Source organism: Leptolyngbya sp. UWPOB_LEPTO1 (genome assembly GCF_017302695.1).
GTDB lineage: Bacteria > Cyanobacteriota > Cyanobacteriia > Leptolyngbyales > Leptolyngbyaceae > Leptolyngbya > Leptolyngbya boryana.
In genome coordinates this window covers 69397-91503 of the sequence record NZ_JAFLCJ010000003.1, presented here as the reverse complement: position 1 = coordinate 91503, position 22107 = coordinate 69397, and the positions used below count along the sequence as shown (strand labels likewise).

The following is a 22107-nucleotide window of genomic DNA, read 5'->3' as shown; positions in this document are numbered from 1 at the left end:
AGTCGGGGCTAACAGTGTGAAGTCCTTTGGAACGGATTGAAGATCTGATTGTGATTGGCTGTTAGTCCCTTGAGTGGACTTCGTTCTACTAGCCCGGAATTCCATTCCAGGGCGGGTGAGTGCAAGGAACAATACTGTTCAAACACTCTCTTAAATCGCTTTCGTTGCTTTCAGCATGTGATACACAATCAACAACTGTGTCATGGCTAACGGATAGCTCTGAATCATCTCGCCCGTTGTCCCTGAAACTTTTCCCAACTCTGTATCGCTTGTCGGATTACAAACATTCGACAAGGCTGGAAGCTCATCACAGATAAAGCGCTCTAGATGCACAACTTGATCCTTCGTGGCATGTCCATCGATTTCTAGCACATCGACAGGCTTACCCATATCGCGATCGAGTCCCAACCGAATCGCCGACTGCGTGGGAGAATCTTCTCCAACGACCCGCGTTAACTCAGGATGAGGGATCGTCGGACGCAGCACTAATTTCACATCCAATTGTCCATTTGAATCCGTCGTCGATGGGCAAAAACTCACGACTAAATCTGACCAGCTTCGCTGCGGACGAATGTAAGCTTCAGAATCTGGCTCCCGCTTCTGCAATTCTTCTAAAACCTGTTCTTCTGTATAGCCCCGCTTTTGCGTATCTCGCTTAACCTTCCACTGTGCCCGTAACGTTTCGGGTGGGGCAAGATACACTTTCACGTCGTAAGCGTCTCTTGCCACACGAGTTGAATATCCGAGCAGTCCTTCTACAATGACAAACTTGCTCGGCTTGATATAAGTTGGGGCTTCAAAGGTTCCCGTCTTATGGCTGTAATTCGGCTTCAGAATCGGCTGCCCTGATCGCAGCAGCGATAAATGCTGCTGCATGATATCCAAGTGATTACAGTCAGGATGCAAGGCTGTAATTCCAATCTGGGCACGTTGGGTGCGATCGTACTTGTGATAGTCGTCTGTACAAATTGTCGTTACATTTTCTTCACCCAACACCTGAGCAATCCCGCGTGTCAGTGTGGTTTTGCCTGCTGCACTATCTCCCACAATGCCGAGAATGATTGGACGCGACATGATTTCTCCTAGGACTTCACAAGGGCAATCTATCCTTGTAAGGAAAGCACTAATCTCCCTAAATGGAAAGTGACGTGAATCAAATCTTTAAGAAGATTCAGTCTCCAGTGACAATCTTTGGCACTTTGAAGAAATCGCCGTCGCGATCGGGTGCACCTTCGAGAATGGTTTCGCGATCAGTATAGGGTTGAAGCCGATCGACTCGAACGACATTCGAGACATCGATCGCGCGTGTGGTGGGTGGTACATCACTGACATCCAACTCACTCAACTGCTCAAAGTAGTCGAGAATATCGTTCAACTGGGTTGTAAATTTCCCCTCTTCTTCAGGAGTCAATTCTAGGCGAGCTAAGTGCGCGACTTTCTGAACCTGTTCGCGATCGATCATACAAACTCTCTCAAACTAAATCGCTTAGAAGTATACATCCATCCCCGATCGACCGGTTGTTTTTAGCCAGTTCTGAGCTTCGATATAGTTGTTCGGAGCTTGTAGAATTGCCCGCTTCCAGTAGTCTGCGGCTTGATCAAAGAATTTGTCGCCTTCGTCGTCGTTACCTTCTTCTTTGGCTTTCTCGCCCAAATAGTGATAAATCACTGCAATGTTATTCAAAGCTTGAGGCAGGCGAGGATTTTCATCAATCGCTTCGTGGTATAGGGTCAAAGCTCTGTCGTGATCCCCATTGCTGGCGTAGATCAAGCCCATGTTGTAGAGAATGTAGCTACGATCGTTAGAATCTTCTTCGAGTTTCAGTGCTTCTTCATAGTTTTCAAGGGCTTCTGCATATTCCCCATCAGCCTGTGCAGACATGCCATCTCGATAATAAGCAAAAGCTTCTTTTTCTTTGCGACTCGCCGGAAAGACCTTCAAGATCAAATCCGCCATGACGGTGAAGCTTTTATCGATGAAGTTGTCGTTACGTTGAGATCTAGGCATAAACGTTTGTTAAATCGTGAGACTGTCTTTCAGTTTAGCGCCTTAATGAACCAGCCCAAGCAATCGATCCGCTCATCATGATGTCACGGAACAGTAGAAAGTCCGGTATCAGGTTCTGCTTCTGTCCCAAAATTGGGTTGAGGAGAGAGCGGAGAGCATGGAACGCTGATGGACTGTCCACCGTCACCGCGTGAATCCATTCGGACGAATAAATAGGCAAGATTGAGATCGTGTAAAGTGCCCGTGACAAACTCAATATTGTTCAACGACCAATATTGTAGAACTTTCAAATCATCAACTGCACTTTCGTAAAATGCCGTAACGGCGGAAGTTGGATAATTGAGTATCGCTTTTGCAAGAAAACTTTTAGGTTGAAGCTTGGTCTGAATCACTTGTTCTTGCATCTGATGAATCACCTGCCTGCGTAACTCTTCTTCCGCAAGTGAGCGAAATGCTTGTTTAACAAGATCTAAGTTCTGCGTAGCAAATTCTAGTGCTTGTGATTGACTGCAAGAAATCCTCTGCTCTAATAACTCTGTCACAGCGCAGTATCGATCGAAAACTTCTGCATAAGGAGCTGTAATCGGAACACCCAGAATTGCAAACGCATCTGACTGCATTATTTTTCACAAAACTCTTTCGTCGATTATAGCGACCTTGAAATTTATAAAAAGGCACATCCCTGATTACAGCAGGGATGTGCCTCTAGTGGAAGTCTAAAATTTCTGAGCAAATCTTACGATCGTACTTGGACTGGCATGACCAAATACGTCATCTTCAAGCTACCCAGTGGCGATAAAATTACTGGACTTGTTGACGTGTTCAATTGCATTTGCACTTCTGCGGTATTGATTGCCTTCAATCCGTCTAACAGATAGCGAACATTAAATGCAATCTCCATGCCTTCGCCCGAAATCTGAGCCGGGATCGCTTCTCGTCCACTTCCGACATCTTGAGCATCTACCGACAAAGTAAGCTGTTGCGCGGCAGGATCAAGATGGACTTTCACAATATTATTCTTCTGATCTGCGAGTACCGAAATCCGCTCTAAAGAACTCAAAAACAATCTGCGATCGATCGTCAATTGATGCGTAAACTGACGTGGCACAAGCTGCCGATAATTCGGATATTGACCTTCTAGCAGTCGGCTCGTCAGACGCTGATCCGCCCACTCAAACACTACTTGACCTTGATCAAAGCGCACATCTACCGCATTGCCATTTTGACGATCGAGCATTTTCATCAATTCCTGCAACGCCTTCGCGGGAACTGTCACATCTAATTGCGGTTCTGATTCAGACTTTGCATCTTCTTCGATCGTTTTGACCACAGCAAGTCTGTGTCCATCAGTCGCTGCAAACTCCAAACCGTCCGGCTGTAAGCTCACATGAACTCCCGTCAAAACTTGCTTCGTCTCATCAGCACTTGCCGCAAATAGCGATCCCCGCAGTCCATCTACTAAAGCATCTGCAACGAGATGCGTCTGCTCACCTTCTTCAATCTTCGGCAACTCAGGAAACTCCTCAGCTCCCATTCCCCGAACTTGATAGCGTCCCGATGCAGAAGTCAAAGTCGTGACATGACTGCCTTCAGCATCGCTCTCGATCGTCACATCGCCATCCGGCAAACGCGAGATAATATCGCTCAACAATTTCGCAGGCAGAGTTAACACTCCACTCTCTTCGACCTGTGCCGGAAAGCTTGTTTGAATTCCTAAACTGAGATCAAATGCGCTCAAAATCACACGCTGTGTCGACTGATCCGCTTTCAACAATACATTTGCCAAAACCGGATGAGTCGGGCGCGAAGAAACGGCGCGACTGACAAGAGACAGATGAGAATTAAGATGGGTTTGGGCGCAGACCAGTTTCATGGCAGTAGTCAGGATATAGGACGAAGAGAAAGGCTGTGGAAAAAGTAGTAATAACTCTATATCAAGGGAAGACGTGAATCTTTAGATCTACATCTAGCGTTTTCATGTGATGCTTGAGCATCGTAACACTAGATAGCCAGATTGATCAAAGATCAAATTTCTAGGCAAATCAGATGCTTTTTCAGTACTATTGTACGACCTGTGGAAAATGTGGAAAACTCAGCGATCGACGATTTTTTCACAACAAATACGATCGCAGCCTGTGGAAAAACTTTCCCAGTCTCACATCTCAAGCTAAAATTTCCGCAGATTTAGCCCAATTTCCCACAAGTTTTTCCACAGAAAACTGCAAGTTTTCCACAGAAGCCGTTGATTAATAAGGAAAAACTATAAATTTCAGTAGTTAGATTAGTGTTGATTTGCCATAAAGTACCCTACGCTGAAGGAACGCTCAGGCTTACCCAGAAGTCATACGATCAACTTCTAACGGTTTTCCTCGTATGACAGTTCACACTGATCGCCCTCTTCGCCTTAATCTGCCGACTCTCTGCCCTATGGCTTCGATCGCCCGCAAAAATCTATTTGAAGATATTCCCCGTTTTCTCGTTGCTCAAGCCGGCATTATTTTCGCGGTCAGCCTAGTCACGATCCAGATTGGAATTCTTCGCGGTTTCAGTCGTTCCACCGCTCGCATCATTGATCAGTCCAGCGCTGATCTCTGGGTTGCCTCGAAAGATATTGTCCATCTCGAATTGTCTTCTCCCATGCCGGCTCAGCGCGTTGAAGAAGCGCAGAAAGTTGCAGGAGTTGAGCGTGCAGAAGCGTTAATGATTCGATCGAGTATTTGGCGCGATAGCCAAGGGCGAATTACGCCAATTCGGATTTATGGCTTTGATCCCAATAGTCGGCTGTTTGCAGGTTGGCAAGTGACTCAGGGTAAGCTCGAAGCCTTGAATCAGCCCTACACCGTCATTGTCGATTACAACAGCTTAAAAAATTTGGGACTCCAGGAACTAAACGAGCGCGGCGCAATCGGCGCATTCCGAGCATTACCTGCTCAATATGTAGGCTTGACCCAAGATACGCAGTCGATCGCATCTAGCGCCTTTATCTATACGTCTTTAGAGAATGCAAATGCTTATGGGTTAGGCGGCACAGACACAGGCGTAACCTGCACCCGGCAATCGAACGGCGAAATAGCTTGTACCAGTCAAAATTCTTCTTTCACATCTCCTGACCCAAATCCTGCTGCACCTCGTCGCGTCAATGTCCAAGACCCGATCTCCTTTGTGCTGATTCGGGCGCAGCCCGGACAAGATCTCCAGCAGCTAAAACAGCGATTAGAATCTGCCCTACCGGACACTCGCGCCTATACTCAGTCTGAAATCGCAGAACTGACCCGCTCTTATTGGACGAATCGGACTGGAGTTGGTTTTGTCTTGGGATTAGGTGCAACAGTAGGATTTATCGTCGGCATGGTGATTGTCGGACAGATTTTATATTCATCTGTTTCCGACCATATTCGCGAGTTTGGAACTCTCAAAGCAATGGGCGCGTCAAACTGGATAATCTACAGCGTGATTTTAGAACAAGCGCTTTGGATGGCAGTCTTGGGCTACATTCCCAGTATTGCGTTCTGTCTCGGTTTGGGTATGTGGACACAGGCGGCTCAAGGCATCATGATTTTAATTACTCCCGCCACAGGCGTTGGCATTTTTGTGCTGACGGTTGTGATGTGTGTCGGTTCAGCAATGTTTGCGGTGCAAAAAGTGACCCGAGTCGATCCCGCGATCGTCTTCAAGGCATGAACTCTATGGAATTTCCCTGAAATTGCGAAGATTCAGCGTAGAATCTTGAATAATCATTACGCATCTATACATAGAATGATATCTCTCGCAATCTGGAATGACGCTAATTATTCACATAGCTGTCACATGAATTCATCCCGTAGCATAATTTGACCTCATACAATAGAGCAATAGAGTTTCTCCTTTTTGAAGGTGATGAAGCTGCCCAAATTGTTTAACGTTTTGTTGAACCTTGGTACAGATTCGAATCTTTGTCTGGAGTTTGACTCGACCTGCCTGAAGTCATGATCAGAAAAGACTGTTTCGACACTCCTCCACACACCCTCTCCTTATAAACTGTTTTCCTACCGTTTGTTAAACGAATGACTGCAACCCCGATTAATGTGAGTTATCAGACTGAGAGCCGGGTGATTGAACCTTGTTCTAACAGTTTGGATGGAGCAGATAACGCGATTTCTGCCTGTGGAGTAGAAATGGTCTATCAGACTGGTGGCGATCGCTATCATGCTCTGCGCCATGTGGATTTGACAGTGCGATATGGCGATATTCAGCTTCTGATGGGTCCTTCAGGATCAGGAAAGACCACACTGTTGTCAATTTTGGCAGGAATTCTGACTCCCACTGCGGGCAGTGTGCGCTTGCTGGGACAAGAAATCACCAAACTGTCAAGCTCCAAGTTAGCCCAATTTCGCCTCGAAAATATTGGCTTTATCTTTCAAGGCTTTAACTTGTTTCCAGCGCTGAGCGCGATCGAGAATATTGAAGTCGCGCTTAATCTCAAGGGGATTCGGGGATCAGCAGCGCGTCAGCAAGCGATGCAACTGTTAGATCAAGTTGGACTTGCCGATCGAGCAAAATTGCATCCTCAAGATCTCTCTGGCGGTCAGAAACAAAGAGTTGCGATCGCACGTGCCCTAGCTGGAAATCCAACGTTGATCATGGCGGACGAACCGACTGCGGCGTTAGATTCGCACAACGGTCATGCCGTAATTGAATTGCTGCGAACTTTAGCAAAAGAGAGAGGGCGGACGGTTTTGATCGTGACGCATGACCCTCGGATTGCGGATGTCGCCGATCACATTGCTTACCTCGAAGATGGGATTTTGACGAATGGCGAGCGATCGGAGATCAGTCGGATGCGAGAGTCTCTGATTGCGAATAACCTATCTTGAGGTGGATCGATTTAACAGGTGAAACCGGATACTTTATTCATGTGAGCAAAACGAGTTGAATAACTACCTAGTTCACAAAGTTGTACCGTTAATTTCTCGCTATACAGAACCCATTAATTAGTTTCAAAAACGCTATATCTAAACCCCAAAGCGCCGTCTTGTATGATGGCGCTTTTTAACGTTTTCTTGCCTGAATGACCTGAAGACTTCCACCTGCATAAAGCTGTTGGGTTTGAATTTCAAATCCAATTTCTTCTAGTAATTCGATCAGATTAGTTTGAATCAATTGCCAAGCGGTTTCTGTCTCAAATAGCCAGAAAAATATCGCCAACCCAGGTACAAAAATAGGGTTGGTTGGGGCATGAAAATCGACCATTGTAAACACACCATTCGGTTTCAAAACTCGATGCACTTGTTGCAAAATTTGCCGTAATTGTTGAGGCTGCATTTCATGCATTGCCGCACTGGTATGCACTACATCAAAAGATTGATCCGGTAACGGATTCTGCTCGGCAAATGCCTCAACATATTCTGCTTCTGGAACATTCTTTTTCGCGCGTTGAATCGATAAAGGAGAGGCATCTAAGCCTGTCACATTGCGCGATCGCTGCACCAAAAATTGCGTAGTCTGCCCACTGCCACAGCAGAGATCCAGCACTTTCGTCTCTGGCTCGATCGTCAATCCCTGTAAGGCTAATTGTCGAAATCGGGCTTCTCCGCCCACACTCAATGCTGCAATCCTCGAAATCCCGTCATACAGCCATTGATATTGATAACTCCAATCTCTCAAAATCGTTGCCATCATTCACCTCGCATTCGCTTCAATGCATGATCAACTGCCATTTGCTGATCTCGTTGCGTTATCCATTGATGATAAGTCCGCGTGTGAACCAGTACCGAATGCCCCATCATTTTTGCTGCTACCGTATCCGACAGCCCAAAATGAATCGTTCTGACTGCCCAAGCATGACGTAAATCGTAAGGAGAAAAGGGCACACCATACCGCCGAAATTGTGCCGTGACCCGTTGCCCAACTTGTCGCAACGTGGTCTTATTTAAGTCTGTTTCAACAGGTGGGAGTTGAAACTCTCTTAAATTAAAAGTTTCAATCCACTCTGGATAAAACGCCCAAACCTGATGGCTTCCCGTTTTTGTTGTGGGCAGAACTTCGATCGAGGTTTCCCCGCGCTTTAACCCATTCAAATTGCAGTAAAACACCTCATGATTTCTCAATCCAAACGTTGCCATCATTCCATACACAAATTGCCAACCTGGATTCGGGATCTTTTCCCAGGCGCTCAAAATTTCCTGATCAGAGGGCAACGTGCGGGCTTGAGTTTTGCTCGCGCCATATCCGCCGGATAGCTTTTTCAGATCTTTGGGCAGCGTCAGGTTGAGAAATTCGGCAAATGCGCTGAATGTGGTGCAGCAGAGTTGGCGGCTTCGGGAATTGAGGGGGATAGATTCAACGGTTTTGTAAATCGCTTCGATCAGCGTAAGAGTGGGAGACTCAGCCGCGATCGCGCTTAACTTCCGTAGATACGGGGCATAAGCGCTAGACCAAGTGGTTTTCGTCGCAGCAGGATTGATGGCTCGCTCAGGCTGATTTAAAAAGTCTTGCTCAAAGGCGGCAATCTGCTGGCTCAGATCTTGCTGGCTCAATCGCTTTCCGTCTGTGAAGCTCAGGTACTCTCGCCAATCGAATTGATTTTGAATTAACTGGGCAGCAACAATTTTTGCTTCTTGCTCGATTTGCTTCAATCCTGCTGCTGTCGCTGGAATTCCTAAGCTCAGACGCTGTTGATACGGGCGTAATTTAGAACTGCCCGGACGCGGGGGTAAGGTTCCTCGCAGCGCGAGTTTTACGCCACGCCGCTCGATCTGAAGTCCGAGTTGGGCTGCTTTGAGACGTTGATTCGTCTGAACAATTCGAGCATCTAAATCTGCCATATGCGATCGCAAAAAGCCTGAAACACCAAAACGATAGAGCATTCAAATCAAGAATCTGTGCTGTTGTCTAACCTATTCCAGTTCAAATCTAGATTCTAAAAGCGACCCTTTTGTCAAGGATTTCATTCTAATGGGGGTTGAGCAAATGTTAACCCCAGTTGATATTTGTTCAGAATGTTCAATATGATCGAATTTTTCGCTGAGATTTAGTTAATTTGCTTCGGTGTAGCTCAGATTTTATTGTTAAAATCGGTAACGAAGCTGAGAATAAACAAGGATTTAATATCGCTATGGGTCGAGTAGGGGTCTTATTACTGAATCTTGGGGGACCGGATAAGATCGAAGATGTCCGCCCCTTTCTGTACAACTTATTTGCTGACCCGGAAATCATTCGTCTGCCGTTCCCGTGGTTGCAGAGTCCATTAGCCTGGTTGATTTCGACCCTACGCGCAAAGCGATCTCAAGAAAATTATATGCAGATTGGTGGCGGTTCTCCGCTGCGTCGCATTACCGAAGAACAAGCACAAGCCCTTCAAGACCAACTGCGCCAGCGCGGACAAGACGTGAGCGTTTATATCGGAATGCGCTATTGGCATCCGTTTACCGAGGAAGCCATTTCTCGGATCAAGCGCGACCAAATTGAGAAATTAGTGATTTTGCCGCTCTATCCACAGTTTTCGATTAGTACCAGCGGTTCCAGCTTCCGACTTCTAGAACAGCTTTGGGAACAAGACCCGGTGCTTCAGAAGATCGACTACACCGTGATTCCAACTTGGTACGATCGACCTGGCTATCTCGCTGCCATGGCAGACTTGATTGCCCAAGAGATTGACCAATTTGAGAAACCTGAAGATGTGCATGTCTTCTTTAGCGCACATGGCGTTCCGGTGAGCTATGTCGAAGAAGCAGGCGATCCCTATCAGCGCGAAATCGAAGAATGCACGTCGCTGATCATGAAGACGCTCAATCGATCGAATCCTTATACCTTGGCATATCAAAGTCGAGTCGGTCCGGTTGAATGGCTGCAACCTTATACCGAAGAAGCACTAGAAGAGTTAGCGGCTGAAGGAGTCAAGAACTTAGCCGTGGTTCCGATTAGCTTTGTCTCTGAGCATATTGAGACGCTGCAAGAAATCGATATGGAATATCGTGAGATCGCTGAAGAAGCTGGAATTGAGAAATTTGGACGGGTTCCTGCTTTGAATACGCATCCCATCTTTATTCAAGAATTAGCAACCATGGTGACGGATGCGTTAAATGCGCCGTCTGTCCATTTTTCAGAAGTGGCTCATCCTCAGAAGCGAGTCAAGATGTATCCCCAAGAAGGTTGGGAATGGGGCATGACGACTTCAGCCGAGGTCTGGAATGGGCGAGTTGCGATGATCGGGTTAATTGCTTTGGCGATCGAGATGCTCTTAGGGCGCGGTCCACTGCACGCTTTCGGGTTACTCGGCTAAGACAGGAAGCTTGATCGTGAATTCTGTTCCGACAGCGGGAGTAGATTCACAGATCAGCTTTCCTTGATGTTTTTCCACAATAATCTGGTGAGCGATCGCCAGCCCTAAACCTGTCCCTTTGCCGACAGGTTTTGTTGTAAATGAGGGTTTGAAAATATCTTGCTGAGTGGCTTCGCTCATGCCAATGCCGTTATCTCGAATGCGGACGATCGCAGTACTGTCTTGAAGTTCAGTGATGACATGAATCTGGTTCGGATTCGCGGCAATCTCCTTGTAAGAACGACCTTGATTTGCTTCTTCGATCGCATCGATTGCGTTGGCTAAGAGATTCATAAACACCTGATTGAGTTGCCCTGGATAGCACAGTACAGGTGGAAGATCTGCATAGTCTCGGGTAATTTGAATCGCAGGACGCTCGGGAGTGGGATTGAGTCGATGTTGTAACAACAGCAGCGTACTGTCTAATCCGTCTTGCAGATTTAGCTCGATCGTATTGTCGTTGTCGCTGCGAGAAAAGGTTCGGAGTGCTCGACTGATATGATTCATCCGCTCGGTTGCAACTCCTAGTGTACTGAGCAATCGAGGCAAATCCTGCATCAGAAAAGGGAGATCAATCTCTTCAGCATTGTGAACGATCGCTTCGGCAGGATTGGGATAGTGCTGTTCATAGAGATGCAGATGGTGGATTAGACGTCGGAGATAGCGCTCTGCATGTCTGAGATTACCCGTCATTGAGTTGAGGGGATTGTTGATTTCATGTCCGATGCCAGAGACAAGTTGCCCGAGCATCGACATTTTTTCTTGCTGAACCAGTTGGAGTTGAGCCTGTTGCAGATCGTTGAGCGATCGCGAAAGTTGATGCGTTCGTTCTGCGACCCGCTGTTCTAATTGCTCATTCAGGTCTTTGAGTTGCTGAGTTTGGCGGCGGAGTTTGATATGGGTTTTCACGCGCGCCAGCACTTCGACTTGTTGAAATGGTTTCGTAATGTAGTCGATCGCACCCAAGTGAAGTCCTTTGACTTTATCCTCGGCATTTGCCAGTGCAGTCATGAAGATAATCGGAATTTCTTGGGTGAGGGGATTGGATTTGATGCGATCGCAGGTGGCAAATCCGTCAATGCCCGGTAGGAGTACATCTAACACAATCAAATCTGGCAAGATAGTTTCGAGTTGCTGTAAAGCATCTTCGCCGCTTTTAGCCGACAAGACAGAGAATCCTGCTGTTTCAAGCACATCTGCTAAGATACGCACATTCGTTGTGCTATCGTCCACGATTAAGACTAAATTTTGGTCAGACATTTCAACAGCTTCCTACCTCTGCATTACGATATCCGCGTTCGTCTATTTTGGCTGAGTTATTTCGTAAGAAATTGACTCAGATCATCGAGAAATTGGCTCAGATCATCTGGTATCGCATTCCAGGAACTTGCGTAATTAAGCCGAGCAATTCTAGATGCATTAATGAGCTAGAGACGGATGCTGTTGGCATTTCCGCAGTTTGGACAATCAAATCAAAAGAAACAGCCGCGTGCTCAGAGCGTTGTGCGATCGTGTGAATGGTCTGCAACACTTTTGCAAGGCTGGGATCTAAATTCGCCAGCGTCACGATATCCGGATTTTGCGGCTGATCGAGGGCTGGAATCGTGCCAATCATTTCTAAAAATTGTGATGTCCCTAAAATGATTTGTGCGCCTTTGCTGATCAGGGTCAGACAGCCGATCGCATTCGGGTTATCCAAGCTGCCCGGCAGTGCGTACACATCTCGTCCATAATCATTGGCAAGATTTGCGGTGATCAGTGCGCCTGATTTTTCTGGGGCTTCAGTCACGATCAGGGCGCGGGATAATCCGGCAACGATGCGATTACGCTGAGGGAAATGTCTGCGATCGGGCTGAGTTCCGGCGGGATATTCGCTTAACGCTAATCCGGTTTTGAGTAACTGATGGTAGAGTTGGCGATTTTTGTAGGGATAAACGACATCTACGCCTGTTCCCAGAATTGCCACTGTTTTGCCCCCGGCTTCTAAGCAACTCTGATGTGCCTCGGTATCGACTCCCGCTGCCAGCCCGGAGATCACGATAAACCCGTTATTGGCTAGAGTTGCGCTGAGTTTTCGTGTCCAACGTTTGCCATATTCGGAAGGTTGGCGAGTTCCAACGAGAGCGATCGCACTTTGGCGATCGAATTCTCGAATTAGCTCGATTTGCCCTCGATAATATAAAACCGGAGGCGGGTCAGGGATTTCAAAGAGTAATCGAGGATAGTCTGGATCGGCGGGAGTGAGAAAATTTTGGGATTGATCTAGGCGATCGACTGAAATTTGATCGCGACTTGTACAAATTGCGATCGCGCTTTGCGCTCCGATGCCCTCGACTTGAAGCAATTCTTCAGGTTTGGCTGTCCAAGCCGTTTTCAAACTGCCAAATTGAAGGTAAATGCGTTTTTGCAAGATGGGACCAACTCCTGCAACTCGCGACCAGGCTAACCAAAACGCACGTTCCTCACTCAAGCATCGATCCTCAAATCATGAAATCAGTGTTCCCGCACTGATCCCCAAGGTCAAAATTCGTTTTTGAGATCGTAAGTTTTCCGACGGCAAAAGCTGGCATTTTAGAAGCAAGCTGTTTTGCGATCGTCAGGCTTGCTTATGCTTGAGGTATTCAAATACGCTTTTATCTCCGATATCGGGAGGGATGGGTTGAATCAGTTTTCGGATTGCAAATATAGCAAATAAGACTGCCCAACCGCCCAGTAAAACTTGCTCCCAGACCAAGGGCAATATGCCACTTAAATGCCCAAGCAGTAATGAGGGCACGATCGGAGTCAGAAATTTGGTCTCAAAACGATTAAAACAGAATGCTTCTTTAACGAAAATTCCAGTCAAAGCAGCGAAGGTAAACCCGATGCCAAAAATGGTGATCGGATGCTGATACACATACAGTGCGAGCGGTTCAGAACTCAGCAAGAGCATTCCAATCGAAGCCAATCCGCCAATTGCCCAGAATGCCTGAAGTGCGAGGTGTAACGGTTTCAGGTAAATATGAATCGTGAATAGGCTCACGCCTAACGCCGTCCAAAATACAAAGTAAAGCGGCGTTATCCAGGCAAAGTTTTGCGAGAATGCTAGTCCAACCGCGATCGCAAAACTCAAAGCAGCGATCGCTAATCCGCTGCGATAAAGGATCACGCCCTGGCGATCGTGATCATCAATGCTAAATTCTCCGAACTGTCCTTGGTATACGATCGGCTCTTGAGTTTGCATAGGACATTCATAACTCGATTTGCTCTATGCTACTGCGATTCTGCCTGTTCGTCCTCAAGCGCCTGAATGGCTAGCAATAATTCTTCTTCTTGTGCTTCAAAGTCTGCTTCAGAAATCTCGCCCATATCAAACGCGAGTTGTAACGCCAGAAGTCGCTTACTGAGATTTTCGGTTTGATCGAGTTCTGTATCGACTCGTTCTTGAATCTGTTCTGCAATCCAACCAATCCCAGTCACAGGCGCAAATAAAAGGCGTAAAACCATAGAATTTACTCCCGCTCGAATTGAGCAAAGTTATACGGTGCAGTGAAATCGTTGTATCGAATTTTCAAGCGCCCGTCGAATTGTTGATCTAGTCTTTCCACGGCTTGACTAAATTCTGATTCGGATTCCCACGGAATCAGGTAGGCAGCGTTGTAAATCATCGCTTCAGTCAGGACATCGTTCTCGACAATCTCGATCGCCATTGCATTCAAAGTGGTTTGAAACTCAGTAATAATGGCTTCGCGTCGATCGCTCATCGCATGTTCGATCGCTTGCCCGATGCGGACAATTTCATCCATGCTCAGCGATTTTCCTTCTAAGCTATCGCGCTGCTCTCGAAGTTCAGCATTCTCTGCCATCAACGCTTGTAATTCTTCGGCACTGTCCCAAAACAGTTTGATACTAACTTCGCGCCGTCCATCTAGCTTTTCAAATAGAGTTTTTAAATGGTCAAAATGCGGAGCAGTAAGTTGATCGGAGACGGTTTCCCAAGTCTCGATCGTTAATCCAAACTGAAGCGGTAAAAGTGTCCGATAGCCTGCCTGCATTGCTTGCTCTAACACTTTTTCATGCCCAAGCAGGTTCCGACGACTCGCGAGATAGCGTTGCTGCTGTGCTTCCGAGTAGAGGAACGCAAACCCATCTACAATCTGAGTCTGTACAGGTTTTTGATCGAGTCCTTGCAGGTCGAGATCTTGAGGACCGGGAGCGGGGAAAATGCCGTACAAATATAAATTGCTCATCGTTTCAACCGGGGCTAAATGGGCTTTGCAGTCAGAACTAGCTGGAGTTTTGCGTGAATCAGATCGATTTGAGCGAGACCGAGATCAACATTGCCTTCGAGAACGACACCTGTGTTGAGTAAGCGATCGAGCAACTCTAAAATCGTTGGACTGGTCGATCGTTCTCCAGGATAGTACCCGCCATTTTTCGGAAGCAATGTGCCAACTTCACCGAGATCAATGTTTAAATCAGCCGGATCAATCTCAAAGACATCGCACAATCGTATGACTTGTGCTTCAAGTTGACGAAGACTATCTGCGGCACGATCGAGATCCGCATCGTTGAGTTCTCCGCTATCCATCCGACGAATCACTTGTGCTTCCATCAATTGTCGAATCAGTTCGACCACGGTGAGAAGCAAGGGAGCAAGACCTGCATCGGGCTTAGCTTTCGGGGCAAGAGAAGACATAGCTTACAGATCTTGGAGCAGTGATTTCAAGGTTTCGGCTGGGGTCGCGGGTGGTTTTGGCAGAGATGGCGAAACTGCTGGACGCAAAGCTTTTAGCTCTGTTTCTAGCGATTCTACTCGCTCCATCAGTGCGCGATTGGCTTCGAGCAGCTCTCTCGATTGAGCACTGTAATGGGGATTGTTCTCCCACCAGTTGATTCCCATCTCACGTGCCTTATCGACTGAAGAAATCAACAATCGAATCCGAATCGTCAATAATTCAGTCGTCGCAACGGAAACTGAAATGTCTCCAGCAATTACAATTCCTTTGTCTAAAACACGCTCTAATACATCTGCCAAGGTGGAACCTTGGGTGGCCGTGGGCATCGGTCTCTGAATGCTCTTCGTCGGGTTCGTCACACTTAGCTCTCCAATGCAGGCTCGACAGCAAAGAAACGTCGATCGCGGTGAATGACTAAACCTTGAATGGTCAAAGCTCGAATCGATTCGAGCAGTTCAGTTCGGACGAGACTGAATTCACTTTCAAGGTCTGAGAGTCCTGCACCTTTCGATCGAAGTAAATAGCGATAAATTTGCTGCTCTTGAGAAATCTCATCGGCAATCTCATTCATCGTACTCGCTTCTTCGAGTTCTGGCAGATCACTTAAGAGCGCTTCGACTTGTTGGTTGAGAGGAGCCGCTTCGAGTGGCTCTTGAAGTGCTAATTCCGCACGTTCTTCTGCATCTAAAAAGGGTACTTGCACGGGTTGAGCACTTGCAATTTGCTCAACTGCTGCTTGTATCGTTGAAATTACAGGGATTTCAATTGCTTCAGTTTGCTCATTGAGGGATGCTTGAACGGTTTGAGCAATTTGCTCAACGGTTGCTTGTGGGGTTGAAATGACGGGGATTTCAATTGCTCCAATTTGCTCATTGAGAAGTGCCCACAAAATTTTGGTTGCATCTTCAGGCGCGATGCCAATGCGTGAGAGCAAGACATCTGAGCAGATATCCCGAAATTCTGCGTCTTCAGGGAGGACAGCAATGTGATGTTCTTGGCAGACTTTTGCAATCATCAAGCACGATCTCAAGCCAGAAGCTTTCTCTGCGCCTGTTTTTTGTCGAAACGCTCGCACAAATCGCACAATAAATGCAGCACTCGATCGCTCAATTTCTGTCTTCTGAATCAGAATTTCTTGCTGCGTCAGTTCATCTGGCTCAGGCATATTGATGGTGACCAAGCGATCCATCAAAGCGTCCTGGGTCGAATGCACGCCACAATATTCTTCTGGATTCGAGGTAAGAATCGCTCGAAAATGCGGATTGACTCGAATGTATTCGGTCTGATTGCTCGTCGGAGGTAAGACGAGTAGCTTTTCTTCTAAGGCTGAGAGCAGCACATTATTGACTTCAGGACGCGATCGATTAAATTCGTCATAGACGAGTGTGAATCCTTCTCGGCAAGCTAATGTCAATCGAGAATCTACCCAAGTGTGTTTCATCTCGTCTTCAACCTTCATCACGCTATGAATGAAGTTATCGACGACTTTCTTACGGGTGTAGCCTGCTTGCGCGCCAATCATGTCTGAACTTTTCGAGTCGTCATCGCCATACATCAGCATGATGGGACGAGCTAGCAAATCAGCTAAGTGCAGTGCTAGGGTCGTTTTACCGACCCCTGCACAGCCGCGCAAGTGAACTGAAAAACCAGACTGCAAATAACGTAGTGCGCGCAGCGTAATGCGATCGAGCGCGGGCGTACTGACAAAGTGGCGGGGGCTAGCTCTTAATACAGTCGTCACAGGGCGTGTCCTTTCCTTATTGATGGATTAAATAAACGCGATCTTTTTGAGTGATTTTGCCTTGCTGAATGAGCGATCGCAGTCCTTCTACAGCCTGAAGTCGAGTAATGCCGAGTGCGGATTCAATTTCAGTTAATCGCGCACCTTGCATGTCTGCGATGTAGTCATAAATTCTCTGCTCATCTGAGGAGAGTGCAGGAACTGCTTTTACCTCAATCTTAGGCATTACAGCAGTTGATGGTGCTGATGTTGCAACTTGGAACCCTCGTCCTCTCTTTTCGGGCTTTTTCAGGACAATGATCGGCTTAGCAGCGGGTTTTACGACAGGAGGTTCTACAGGTTCTACAACTGCTACAGGCTTCGGTGTAGCGGGTTGGGCGGGTTGAGACGCTGGCTCAGAAATGTCTCCCCAAACGCTATGGGAAAGTTCAGTGCGATACTGTTGTAGCTGTGCTCGAAATTCAGCAAATTTCTTGAACAGTGCGGCTAATTCAGTTTCGCGATCGAGTTGAGCTTGTGCTGCTTTTTCCTGGCGCTCTAAGGCACAATCTGCGAGAAATGCGTCAACAGTTGTGTGAAGTTGCTCAACAAAGATGCGTAGGTTTCGCGAGTGTCGAACCTGATTTTTGATTCTCTGCTGGCGTGCGTCATCTAGCTGCGCTTGAACTTCAATCTGAAGGATCTGAAGATCGGCTTGAATTTCTCGCCGGAGTGATTCTACAGTTTGCTTGAGTGTGGATCGAAATGCACTGAGGTCATGTCTCAACTGTTGTGAAATGAGACTGCGCTCAGCTTGGGCGACCGCTAAAAATTCTTGAGTCTGTTCTTGGAGCGTTTCACAGAACTGATGCAAATTTTGACGGCGCAAGCTGGTGTCGTAAGCGAAGGTTTCGCGAAATAAACTCAGATCACTTCGGAGTTGAGACGCATTCAGTTGACGTTGTTCATGCGTTGCTTGGAGGAGCGCAGAAACGGCTTGACGGCGCTGTGCTACCTGTTGCAGTCTTACTTGTCGTTGCTGTTGCCAGGAATCTTTGAAAGCCATTGCTGTAAGTACTTGAGTTTAAAATTCAAAAAACAGAGGAGATCTCGATCTCCTCTGTTTCGTAAAACTATGCAGCAGGAACTGCAGCTTGAGCCGTCAAGCCGACAGCTTCAGCATATTTCAAGTAGGTTTCTACAGATGCGATGACGACGCGAGCTTCAATTGCTAACAATTCAATCCCTACGAGCGAAACACGCACCCAAGCATCAACAACAATACCTTTGTCGAGAATGCGATCCACAACTTCTGCCAAGCTCGAAGAAGAGTTTACTTTTTCAACAGCCATGATGGTTTGTAATTCCGTGATTAAGAGTAGTTGAATGTGGAAGTGTTCCGGCTCAGATTCTGATGGATTAGTCTTCCACACTTAACATGGACAGATTCTGATTTAAGACTATCGAGAACAATCACGTAATCTTTATATTTCAAGTCTTTCAGTCCCGCAGTTTCACGGATTGTGCTGCTATTCGATAGCAGCACACTTCTACCGACGTTGGCTTAGGAGTGCTTGATACGCGATCGCGAAATCTTCTCCGTTAATTGCTAGATTTTCTGGTTCAGTCATTCCTTGAGCACGATAGCGTCGAATCGCTTGCAGTGCTGCTTGATTGCTTAAAAGTGCTAAGTCCGCCCCGTTCCAGCCTTCGGTCTGAGCTGCGATCGCGGCTAAGTCAACTTCGGATAAAGGTCGATCGAGATTGTGAACTCGCAAAACTTCTAAACGACTCGCTTCATCGGGTAAATTGACTTGAATTTGCAAGTCCAAACGTCCTGCACGTAGTAACGCAGGATCAACCTCATCCGGGCGATTGGTCGCTGCAATTAAAAGAATCGCACCACAGTCTTGTAACCCATCAAGTTCAGTTAGCAATTGACCGACGACGCGATCGCTGACTCCCGAATCGCCGTTAAATTTGCCACGGACGGGAGCGAGCGTATCAATCTCATCAATGAACACAACACAAGGGGAAGCCTGACGTGCTTTGTTAAACAGATCTCGAACTTCTTGTTCTGCTGCTCCAACCCAACGGCTCATCAATTCTGCACCGTTCACCGAGATAAAATTCGCTCTTGCTTGAGAAGCGACCGCTTTCGCGAGTAAAGTTTTCCCGGTTCCAGGTAATCCCCACAGGAGAATTCCTCGCGGTGCTTTGGCTCCTGTTTGTTGATAGAGTTCAGGATAAAGCATTGCACCTTCTGCTGCTTCTTGTAAGGTGCGTTTTGTGGCTTCTAATCCACCGATTTGATCCCAATTGACCTGCGGTGATTCGACTTCAACCGATCGCAGAACAGACGGTTTTACTTCTTTCAAGGCTTGTAGAAAATCGGATTGGTCGATCGTTAATTCATCGGGAACTGCATTTAATGAGGGAACTTGCCGTCGCAAGGCTGTATAAGCTGCTTTTTGACAGACTGCTTTGAGGTCTGCGCCGACCATGCCAATCGTGAGATCGGCAACCGAGTCGAGATTGACAGATTTGAGAGGCATCGATCGCGTCAGAATTTTGAGAATTTCCAAGCGTCCATCGCGATCGGGGACGCGGAACTGAATTTCTCGATCGAATCGTCCCGGTCTGCGTAATGCTGGATCAAGATGATCCGGACGGTTGGTTGCTGCGAGAACAATTACACCTTTTGTCTGTGCAAATCCATCCATTAAGGTGAGTAATTGGGCGACGACTCGCTTTTCGACTTCGCCTTCGACTTTGGCACGATCAGGCGCTAAGCTGTCGATTTCGTCGATAAAGATAATGCAAGGAGCCGACGCTGCCGCTTTCTCAAAAATACTGCGAAGTCGCCCTTCTGCTTCACCATAGTATTTGCCCATTACCTCAGGAGCAGCGATCGCGATGTAATTGACACCCAGCTCTTCCGCTAGTGCCCGTGCAGTCAAAGTTTTTCCGGTTCCTGGCGATCCGGCTAGCAATACACCTCGAATCGGTTCAAGTCCCAGTTTTGCGAGAACTTCTGGACGTTTGAGGGGCAATTCAACTAATTCTCTGAGTTCTTTAAGAACTTCACCCAGTCCGCCCACATCCTGAAGTGAAGCAGTCGAATCGGCAGGCGGTGGAGTCACGATTACATCTTGAGTCGGAGCTTGAGGAGAACGATTCGCGCCCATGCTACTCACGCCGATGCCGCCTGTGTTGCGGGGAATGCTGCTAAAAGCGGCACGATTGACTTGAATATTGGCTTTGAGTTCACCTTTTTCGGCTTTTTCTTCTAGCACTTTGGCAAGTTCTAAAAGTTGCTCAAATCCTTTAAATAGCTCACTCATTGGGTGGTACTGGGTGGGAAGACTACAAATACTGATTGGATCGGGGTGGCGATGGGTTTTGAGCTTCTTCAGTTTCTGCACTGAAGAGAATCTCCCAAGAATTTGCACCAAACTCGAATTCATTCAGTACAAGGATTGTGCCCAAACTCGATCGCAGAACTATGTTGAATTCGTTTGATTCTCTCCATCTGGCAATGTTTAGCGGTAAAGGCGGTGTTGGGAAATCGACACTATCAAGCGCATTTGCTTGTCGCTGGGCAAAACAGTTTCCTAACGATCGTATTTTGCTGCTTTCCACTGATCCGGCTCACTCTTTAGGTGATGTTTTGCAGATGGAAGTTAGCAATACGGCTCAAACCATCGAGAGCTTGCCGAATTTAAGCGTCAGGGCATTGGATGCTGAATTGCTGCTAAAAGACTTCAAAGCGGAATATGGGGAGATTCTAGAGCGATTAGTCGAGCGAGGCAGCTTTGTTGGGCAAGGTGATTTAGCGTCAGTTTGGGAATTGGGCTGGTCGGGCTTAGATGAATTGATGGGGATTCTTGAAATTCAGCGATTATTGCGCGATCGCGTTGTGGATCGGATCGTAGTGGATATGGCTCCAAGCGGTCATACGCTGGCACTGTTTAATCTGATGGAGTTTCTCGAAGAGTTTTTATCGGCTCTCGAACTCTTTCAGCTCAAGCATCGAACAATGAGCGAGGCTTTTACAGGTCGCTACACACCGGATGAAGTCGATCGCTTTCTAGAATCGATGCGCCGAGATTTAACCGACGGTCGCCAATTACTTCAAGATTCAGCAAGATCTGCTTGTTTTGTTGTCGCGATCGCAGAATGGCTCAGTTTGCTGGAATCTCAGAGATTAATCAAAGCTCTAGAAGCGCTTAAAATTCCTTTTGGCGGAGTGTTCCTCAATCAAGTTCACGCTGAACGGGAGGAATTGGTTCGCAAGTTTCAAGAGATTGCAGATCCGGTGCTGACATTCTCACAACAGTCTCAGGAACCGATTGGAATTGCAGCCCTTGATCGCTTAATTACAACTCATTCAGAATTCGTCCCTTCAGCGATTCCAATTGCACCGTCTCAGTCTCTTCCCGATTTCATCCTAGAACAGCGTAAGTTAATTCTGGTCGGCGGAAAAGGAGGGGTGGGTAAAACGACAGTTGCAGCCGCGATCGCGCTCAATCTTTCTCGGCAGCATCCGGATCGAAAAATTCGAGTCATCTCGATCGATCCGGCTCATTCCTTGGGCGATGCTTTTGGCACTCAGCTTGGACATGAGCCAACTGACATTCTTCCCAACCTCAGCGCTCAAGAAGTCGATGCTCGAACCTTACTCGATCGCTTTCGGGAAGAGTATCTTTGGGAATTAGCGGACATGATGAGTGGCAAAACTCAAGATGAATCGCTGCAAATTGCTTACACGCCAGAAGCATGGCGCAAAATCATGGCTCAAGCCCTTCCGGGCATTGATGAAATGCTCGCGCTCCTCGAAGTTATGGAACTGCTGGAATCGAATGCACAAGATCTGATCATTCTCGATACAGCTCCGACTGGGCATCTCTTGCGCTTTCTCGAAATGCCGTCTGTGTTAACGGATTGGCTCACCTGGATTTTTAAGCTCTGGCTGAAATATCAGAACGTCGCGGGACATACTGAACTGATGAGCCGCTTACGCACGTTAAGACTGCGAATTATCAAGACTCACAAACAGCTTCAAAACGCTGAGCATACCGAATTTATTGGCGTGGTTCAGGCACGATCGACGATTTTTGCCGAAACCGAGCGCTTAGTGCGATCGCTCGAACCATTGCAGATTCATCAGCGGTTTATCGTCAATAATCGCGCAACTCAAAGATTAGAAGAATTCGCTGGTAAAACAGTTGTGAATCTTCCCAACGCGCCCAGTGATCTTGCTCCAATGGCTCAAATCGAAAAGATTTCAGAATGGCTGATCGCGCCCAACTCTATTGCTTCACTCGTTTCTTTCAATCCACAATCCCAAATCTAAAATCCA

General features: G+C 47.1%; 22 protein-coding genes. 4 read left to right on the top strand and 18 right to left on the bottom strand.

Annotated features, from left to right (window positions below):
* Positions 1-150: 150 nt before the first annotated feature.
* The 5 genes from J0L70_RS05745 to dnaN form a co-directional block, all read right to left on the bottom strand.
* The gene (locus tag J0L70_RS05745; RefSeq protein ID WP_017289421.1) at positions 151-1074 is read right to left on the bottom strand and encodes a phosphoribulokinase; all 924 of its coding nucleotides are present in this window, start codon (positions 1072-1074) and stop codon (positions 151-153) included.
* Between the two features lie 97 nt (positions 1075-1171).
* The gene (gatC, locus tag J0L70_RS05740; protein WP_268181803.1) at positions 1172-1462 is read right to left on the bottom strand and encodes an Asp-tRNA(Asn)/Glu-tRNA(Gln) amidotransferase subunit GatC; all 291 of its coding nucleotides are present in this window, start codon (positions 1460-1462) and stop codon (positions 1172-1174) included.
* 24 nt (positions 1463-1486) lie between these two features.
* Positions 1487-2008 carry a photosystem I assembly protein Ycf3 gene (locus J0L70_RS05735; RefSeq protein ID WP_017289419.1) on the bottom strand — a complete coding sequence of 174 codons (522 nt, stop codon included), beginning with the start codon at positions 2006-2008 and terminating at the stop codon, positions 1487-1489.
* A gap of 83 nt (positions 2009-2091) precedes the next feature.
* On the bottom strand, positions 2092-2628 hold the full coding sequence (locus J0L70_RS05730; protein WP_017289418.1) for a hypothetical protein: 537 nt from the start codon (positions 2626-2628) through the stop codon (positions 2092-2094).
* Between the two features lie 116 nt (positions 2629-2744).
* Positions 2745-3881 (bottom strand): DNA polymerase III subunit beta, encoded by a 1137-nt coding sequence (gene dnaN, locus J0L70_RS05725; protein ID WP_017289417.1) that lies wholly within the window; start codon positions 3879-3881, stop codon positions 2745-2747.
* A gap of 554 nt (positions 3882-4435) precedes the next feature.
* Here dnaN and J0L70_RS05720 point away from each other — a divergent pair.
* Both J0L70_RS05720 and J0L70_RS05715 read left to right on the top strand, forming a co-directional pair.
* A complete protein-coding gene (locus tag J0L70_RS05720; protein ID WP_268181808.1) occupies positions 4436-5689 on the top strand; it encodes an FtsX-like permease family protein in 1254 nt (417 codons plus the stop codon).
* 362 nt (positions 5690-6051) lie between these two features.
* Entirely contained in the window at positions 6052-6861 is an 810-nt protein-coding gene (locus J0L70_RS05715) for an ABC transporter ATP-binding protein (protein ID WP_287453505.1), read from the top strand.
* A 175-nt stretch (positions 6862-7036) separates the two neighbouring features.
* Here the strand turns inward: J0L70_RS05715 and J0L70_RS05710 are convergent, their stop codons facing one another.
* Together J0L70_RS05710 and J0L70_RS05705 are read right to left on the bottom strand one after the other, a co-directional pair.
* Complete coding sequence (locus J0L70_RS05710; RefSeq protein WP_287453504.1) at positions 7037-7663, bottom strand: class I SAM-dependent methyltransferase; 627 nt, start codon at positions 7661-7663, stop codon at positions 7037-7039.
* On the bottom strand, positions 7663-8853 hold the full coding sequence (locus J0L70_RS05705) for a site-specific integrase (protein ID WP_287453503.1): 1191 nt from the start codon (positions 8851-8853) through the stop codon (positions 7663-7665). The genes J0L70_RS05710 and J0L70_RS05705 overlap by 1 nt, the downstream gene beginning before the upstream one ends.
* Positions 8854-9101: 248 nt before the next feature.
* On the opposite strand from J0L70_RS05705, the gene hemH reads away from it, so the two are divergent.
* A complete protein-coding gene (gene hemH, locus J0L70_RS05700; protein WP_017289411.1) occupies positions 9102-10268 on the top strand; it encodes a ferrochelatase in 1167 nt (388 codons plus the stop codon).
* Here hemH and J0L70_RS05695 read toward each other — a convergent pair.
* The 11 genes from J0L70_RS05695 to J0L70_RS05645 form a co-directional block, all read right to left on the bottom strand.
* The gene (locus J0L70_RS05695; protein ID WP_190651267.1) at positions 10257-11567 is read right to left on the bottom strand and encodes a sensor histidine kinase; all 1311 of its coding nucleotides are present in this window, start codon (positions 11565-11567) and stop codon (positions 10257-10259) included. The two genes, hemH and J0L70_RS05695, sit on opposite strands and share 12 nt — an antisense overlap.
* Before the next feature lie 97 nt (positions 11568-11664).
* The gene (gene dprA, locus J0L70_RS05690) at positions 11665-12777 is read right to left on the bottom strand and encodes a DNA-processing protein DprA (protein ID WP_287453502.1); all 1113 of its coding nucleotides are present in this window, start codon (positions 12775-12777) and stop codon (positions 11665-11667) included.
* A gap of 126 nt (positions 12778-12903) precedes the next feature.
* Positions 12904-13530, bottom strand: coding sequence for a DUF2301 domain-containing membrane protein (locus J0L70_RS05685; RefSeq protein ID WP_287453501.1), 627 nt, complete (start codon positions 13528-13530; stop codon positions 12904-12906).
* Between the two features lie 29 nt (positions 13531-13559).
* On the bottom strand, positions 13560-13793 hold the full coding sequence (locus J0L70_RS05680; protein WP_017289407.1) for a gas vesicle protein GvpG: 234 nt from the start codon (positions 13791-13793) through the stop codon (positions 13560-13562).
* A 5-nt stretch (positions 13794-13798) separates the two neighbouring features.
* Positions 13799-14536 (bottom strand): gas vesicle protein GvpF, encoded by a 738-nt coding sequence (gvpF, locus tag J0L70_RS05675; protein WP_287453500.1) that lies wholly within the window; start codon positions 14534-14536, stop codon positions 13799-13801.
* A 14-nt stretch (positions 14537-14550) separates the two neighbouring features.
* The gene (locus tag J0L70_RS05670; RefSeq protein ID WP_017289405.1) at positions 14551-14985 is read right to left on the bottom strand and encodes a gas vesicle protein K; all 435 of its coding nucleotides are present in this window, start codon (positions 14983-14985) and stop codon (positions 14551-14553) included.
* A gap of 3 nt (positions 14986-14988) precedes the next feature.
* A complete protein-coding gene (locus tag J0L70_RS05665; RefSeq protein WP_051077878.1) occupies positions 14989-15351 on the bottom strand; it encodes a gas vesicle protein in 363 nt (120 codons plus the stop codon).
* A 35-nt stretch (positions 15352-15386) separates the two neighbouring features.
* Entirely contained in the window at positions 15387-16766 is a 1380-nt protein-coding gene (gene gvpN / locus J0L70_RS05660) for a gas vesicle protein GvpN (protein ID WP_287453499.1), read from the bottom strand.
* 16 nt (positions 16767-16782) lie between these two features.
* The gene (locus tag J0L70_RS05655; RefSeq protein WP_287453498.1) at positions 16783-17811 is read right to left on the bottom strand and encodes a hypothetical protein; all 1029 of its coding nucleotides are present in this window, start codon (positions 17809-17811) and stop codon (positions 16783-16785) included.
* Positions 17812-17878: 67 nt separating this feature from the next.
* Positions 17879-18097, bottom strand: coding sequence for a gas vesicle structural protein GvpA (gene gvpA / locus J0L70_RS05650; RefSeq protein ID WP_009768191.1), 219 nt, complete (start codon positions 18095-18097; stop codon positions 17879-17881).
* A 198-nt stretch (positions 18098-18295) separates the two neighbouring features.
* The gene (locus J0L70_RS05645; protein ID WP_287453496.1) at positions 18296-20089 is read right to left on the bottom strand and encodes an AAA family ATPase; all 1794 of its coding nucleotides are present in this window, start codon (positions 20087-20089) and stop codon (positions 18296-18298) included.
* 161 nt (positions 20090-20250) lie between these two features.
* Between J0L70_RS05645 and J0L70_RS05640 the strand changes: the two genes are divergently transcribed.
* A complete protein-coding gene (locus tag J0L70_RS05640) occupies positions 20251-22101 on the top strand; it encodes an ArsA family ATPase (protein WP_287453495.1) in 1851 nt (616 codons plus the stop codon).
* Positions 22102-22107 lie beyond the last annotated feature (6 nt).

Bases quoted from the DNA above. Each gene is read 5' to 3' on its own strand.
- J0L70_RS05745 (WP_017289421.1), bottom strand. From the start codon at position 1,074: ATGTCGCGTCCAATCATTCTCGGCATTGTGGGAGATAGTGCAGCAGGC.
- gatC (WP_268181803.1), bottom strand. From the start codon at position 1,462: ATGATCGATCGCGAACAGGTTCAGAAAGTCGCGCACTTAGCTCGCCTA.
- J0L70_RS05735 (WP_017289419.1), bottom strand. From the start codon at position 2,008: ATGCCTAGATCTCAACGTAACGACAACTTCATCGATAAAAGCTTCACC.
- J0L70_RS05730 (WP_017289418.1), bottom strand. From the start codon at position 2,628: ATGCAGTCAGATGCGTTTGCAATTCTGGGTGTTCCGATTACAGCTCCT.
- dnaN (WP_017289417.1), bottom strand. From the start codon at position 3,881: ATGAAACTGGTCTGCGCCCAAACCCATCTTAATTCTCATCTGTCTCTT.
- J0L70_RS05720 (WP_268181808.1), top strand. From the start codon at position 4,436: ATGGCTTCGATCGCCCGCAAAAATCTATTTGAAGATATTCCCCGTTTT.
- J0L70_RS05715 (WP_287453505.1), top strand. From the start codon at position 6,052: ATGACTGCAACCCCGATTAATGTGAGTTATCAGACTGAGAGCCGGGTG.
- J0L70_RS05710 (WP_287453504.1), bottom strand. From the start codon at position 7,663: ATGGCAACGATTTTGAGAGATTGGAGTTATCAATATCAATGGCTGTAT.
- J0L70_RS05705 (WP_287453503.1), bottom strand. From the start codon at position 8,853: ATGCTCTATCGTTTTGGTGTTTCAGGCTTTTTGCGATCGCATATGGCA.
- hemH (WP_017289411.1), top strand. From the start codon at position 9,102: ATGGGTCGAGTAGGGGTCTTATTACTGAATCTTGGGGGACCGGATAAG.
- J0L70_RS05695 (WP_190651267.1), bottom strand. From the start codon at position 11,567: ATGTCTGACCAAAATTTAGTCTTAATCGTGGACGATAGCACAACGAAT.
- J0L70_RS05685 (WP_287453501.1), bottom strand. From the start codon at position 13,530: ATGCAAACTCAAGAGCCGATCGTATACCAAGGACAGTTCGGAGAATTT.
- J0L70_RS05680 (WP_017289407.1), bottom strand. From the start codon at position 13,793: ATGGTTTTACGCCTTTTATTTGCGCCTGTGACTGGGATTGGTTGGATT.
- gvpF (WP_287453500.1), bottom strand. From the start codon at position 14,536: ATGAGCAATTTATATTTGTACGGCATTTTCCCCGCTCCCGGTCCTCAA.
- J0L70_RS05670 (WP_017289405.1), bottom strand. From the start codon at position 14,985: ATGTCTTCTCTTGCCCCGAAAGCTAAGCCCGATGCAGGTCTTGCTCCC.
- J0L70_RS05665 (WP_051077878.1), bottom strand. From the start codon at position 15,351: ATGCCCACGGCCACCCAAGGTTCCACCTTGGCAGATGTATTAGAGCGT.
- J0L70_RS05655 (WP_287453498.1), bottom strand. From the start codon at position 17,811: ATGGCTTTCAAAGATTCCTGGCAACAGCAACGACAAGTAAGACTGCAA.
- gvpA (WP_009768191.1), bottom strand. From the start codon at position 18,097: ATGGCTGTTGAAAAAGTAAACTCTTCTTCGAGCTTGGCAGAAGTTGTG.
- J0L70_RS05645 (WP_287453496.1), bottom strand. From the start codon at position 20,089: ATGAGTGAGCTATTTAAAGGATTTGAGCAACTTTTAGAACTTGCCAAA.
- J0L70_RS05640 (WP_287453495.1), top strand. From the start codon at position 20,251: ATGTTGAATTCGTTTGATTCTCTCCATCTGGCAATGTTTAGCGGTAAA.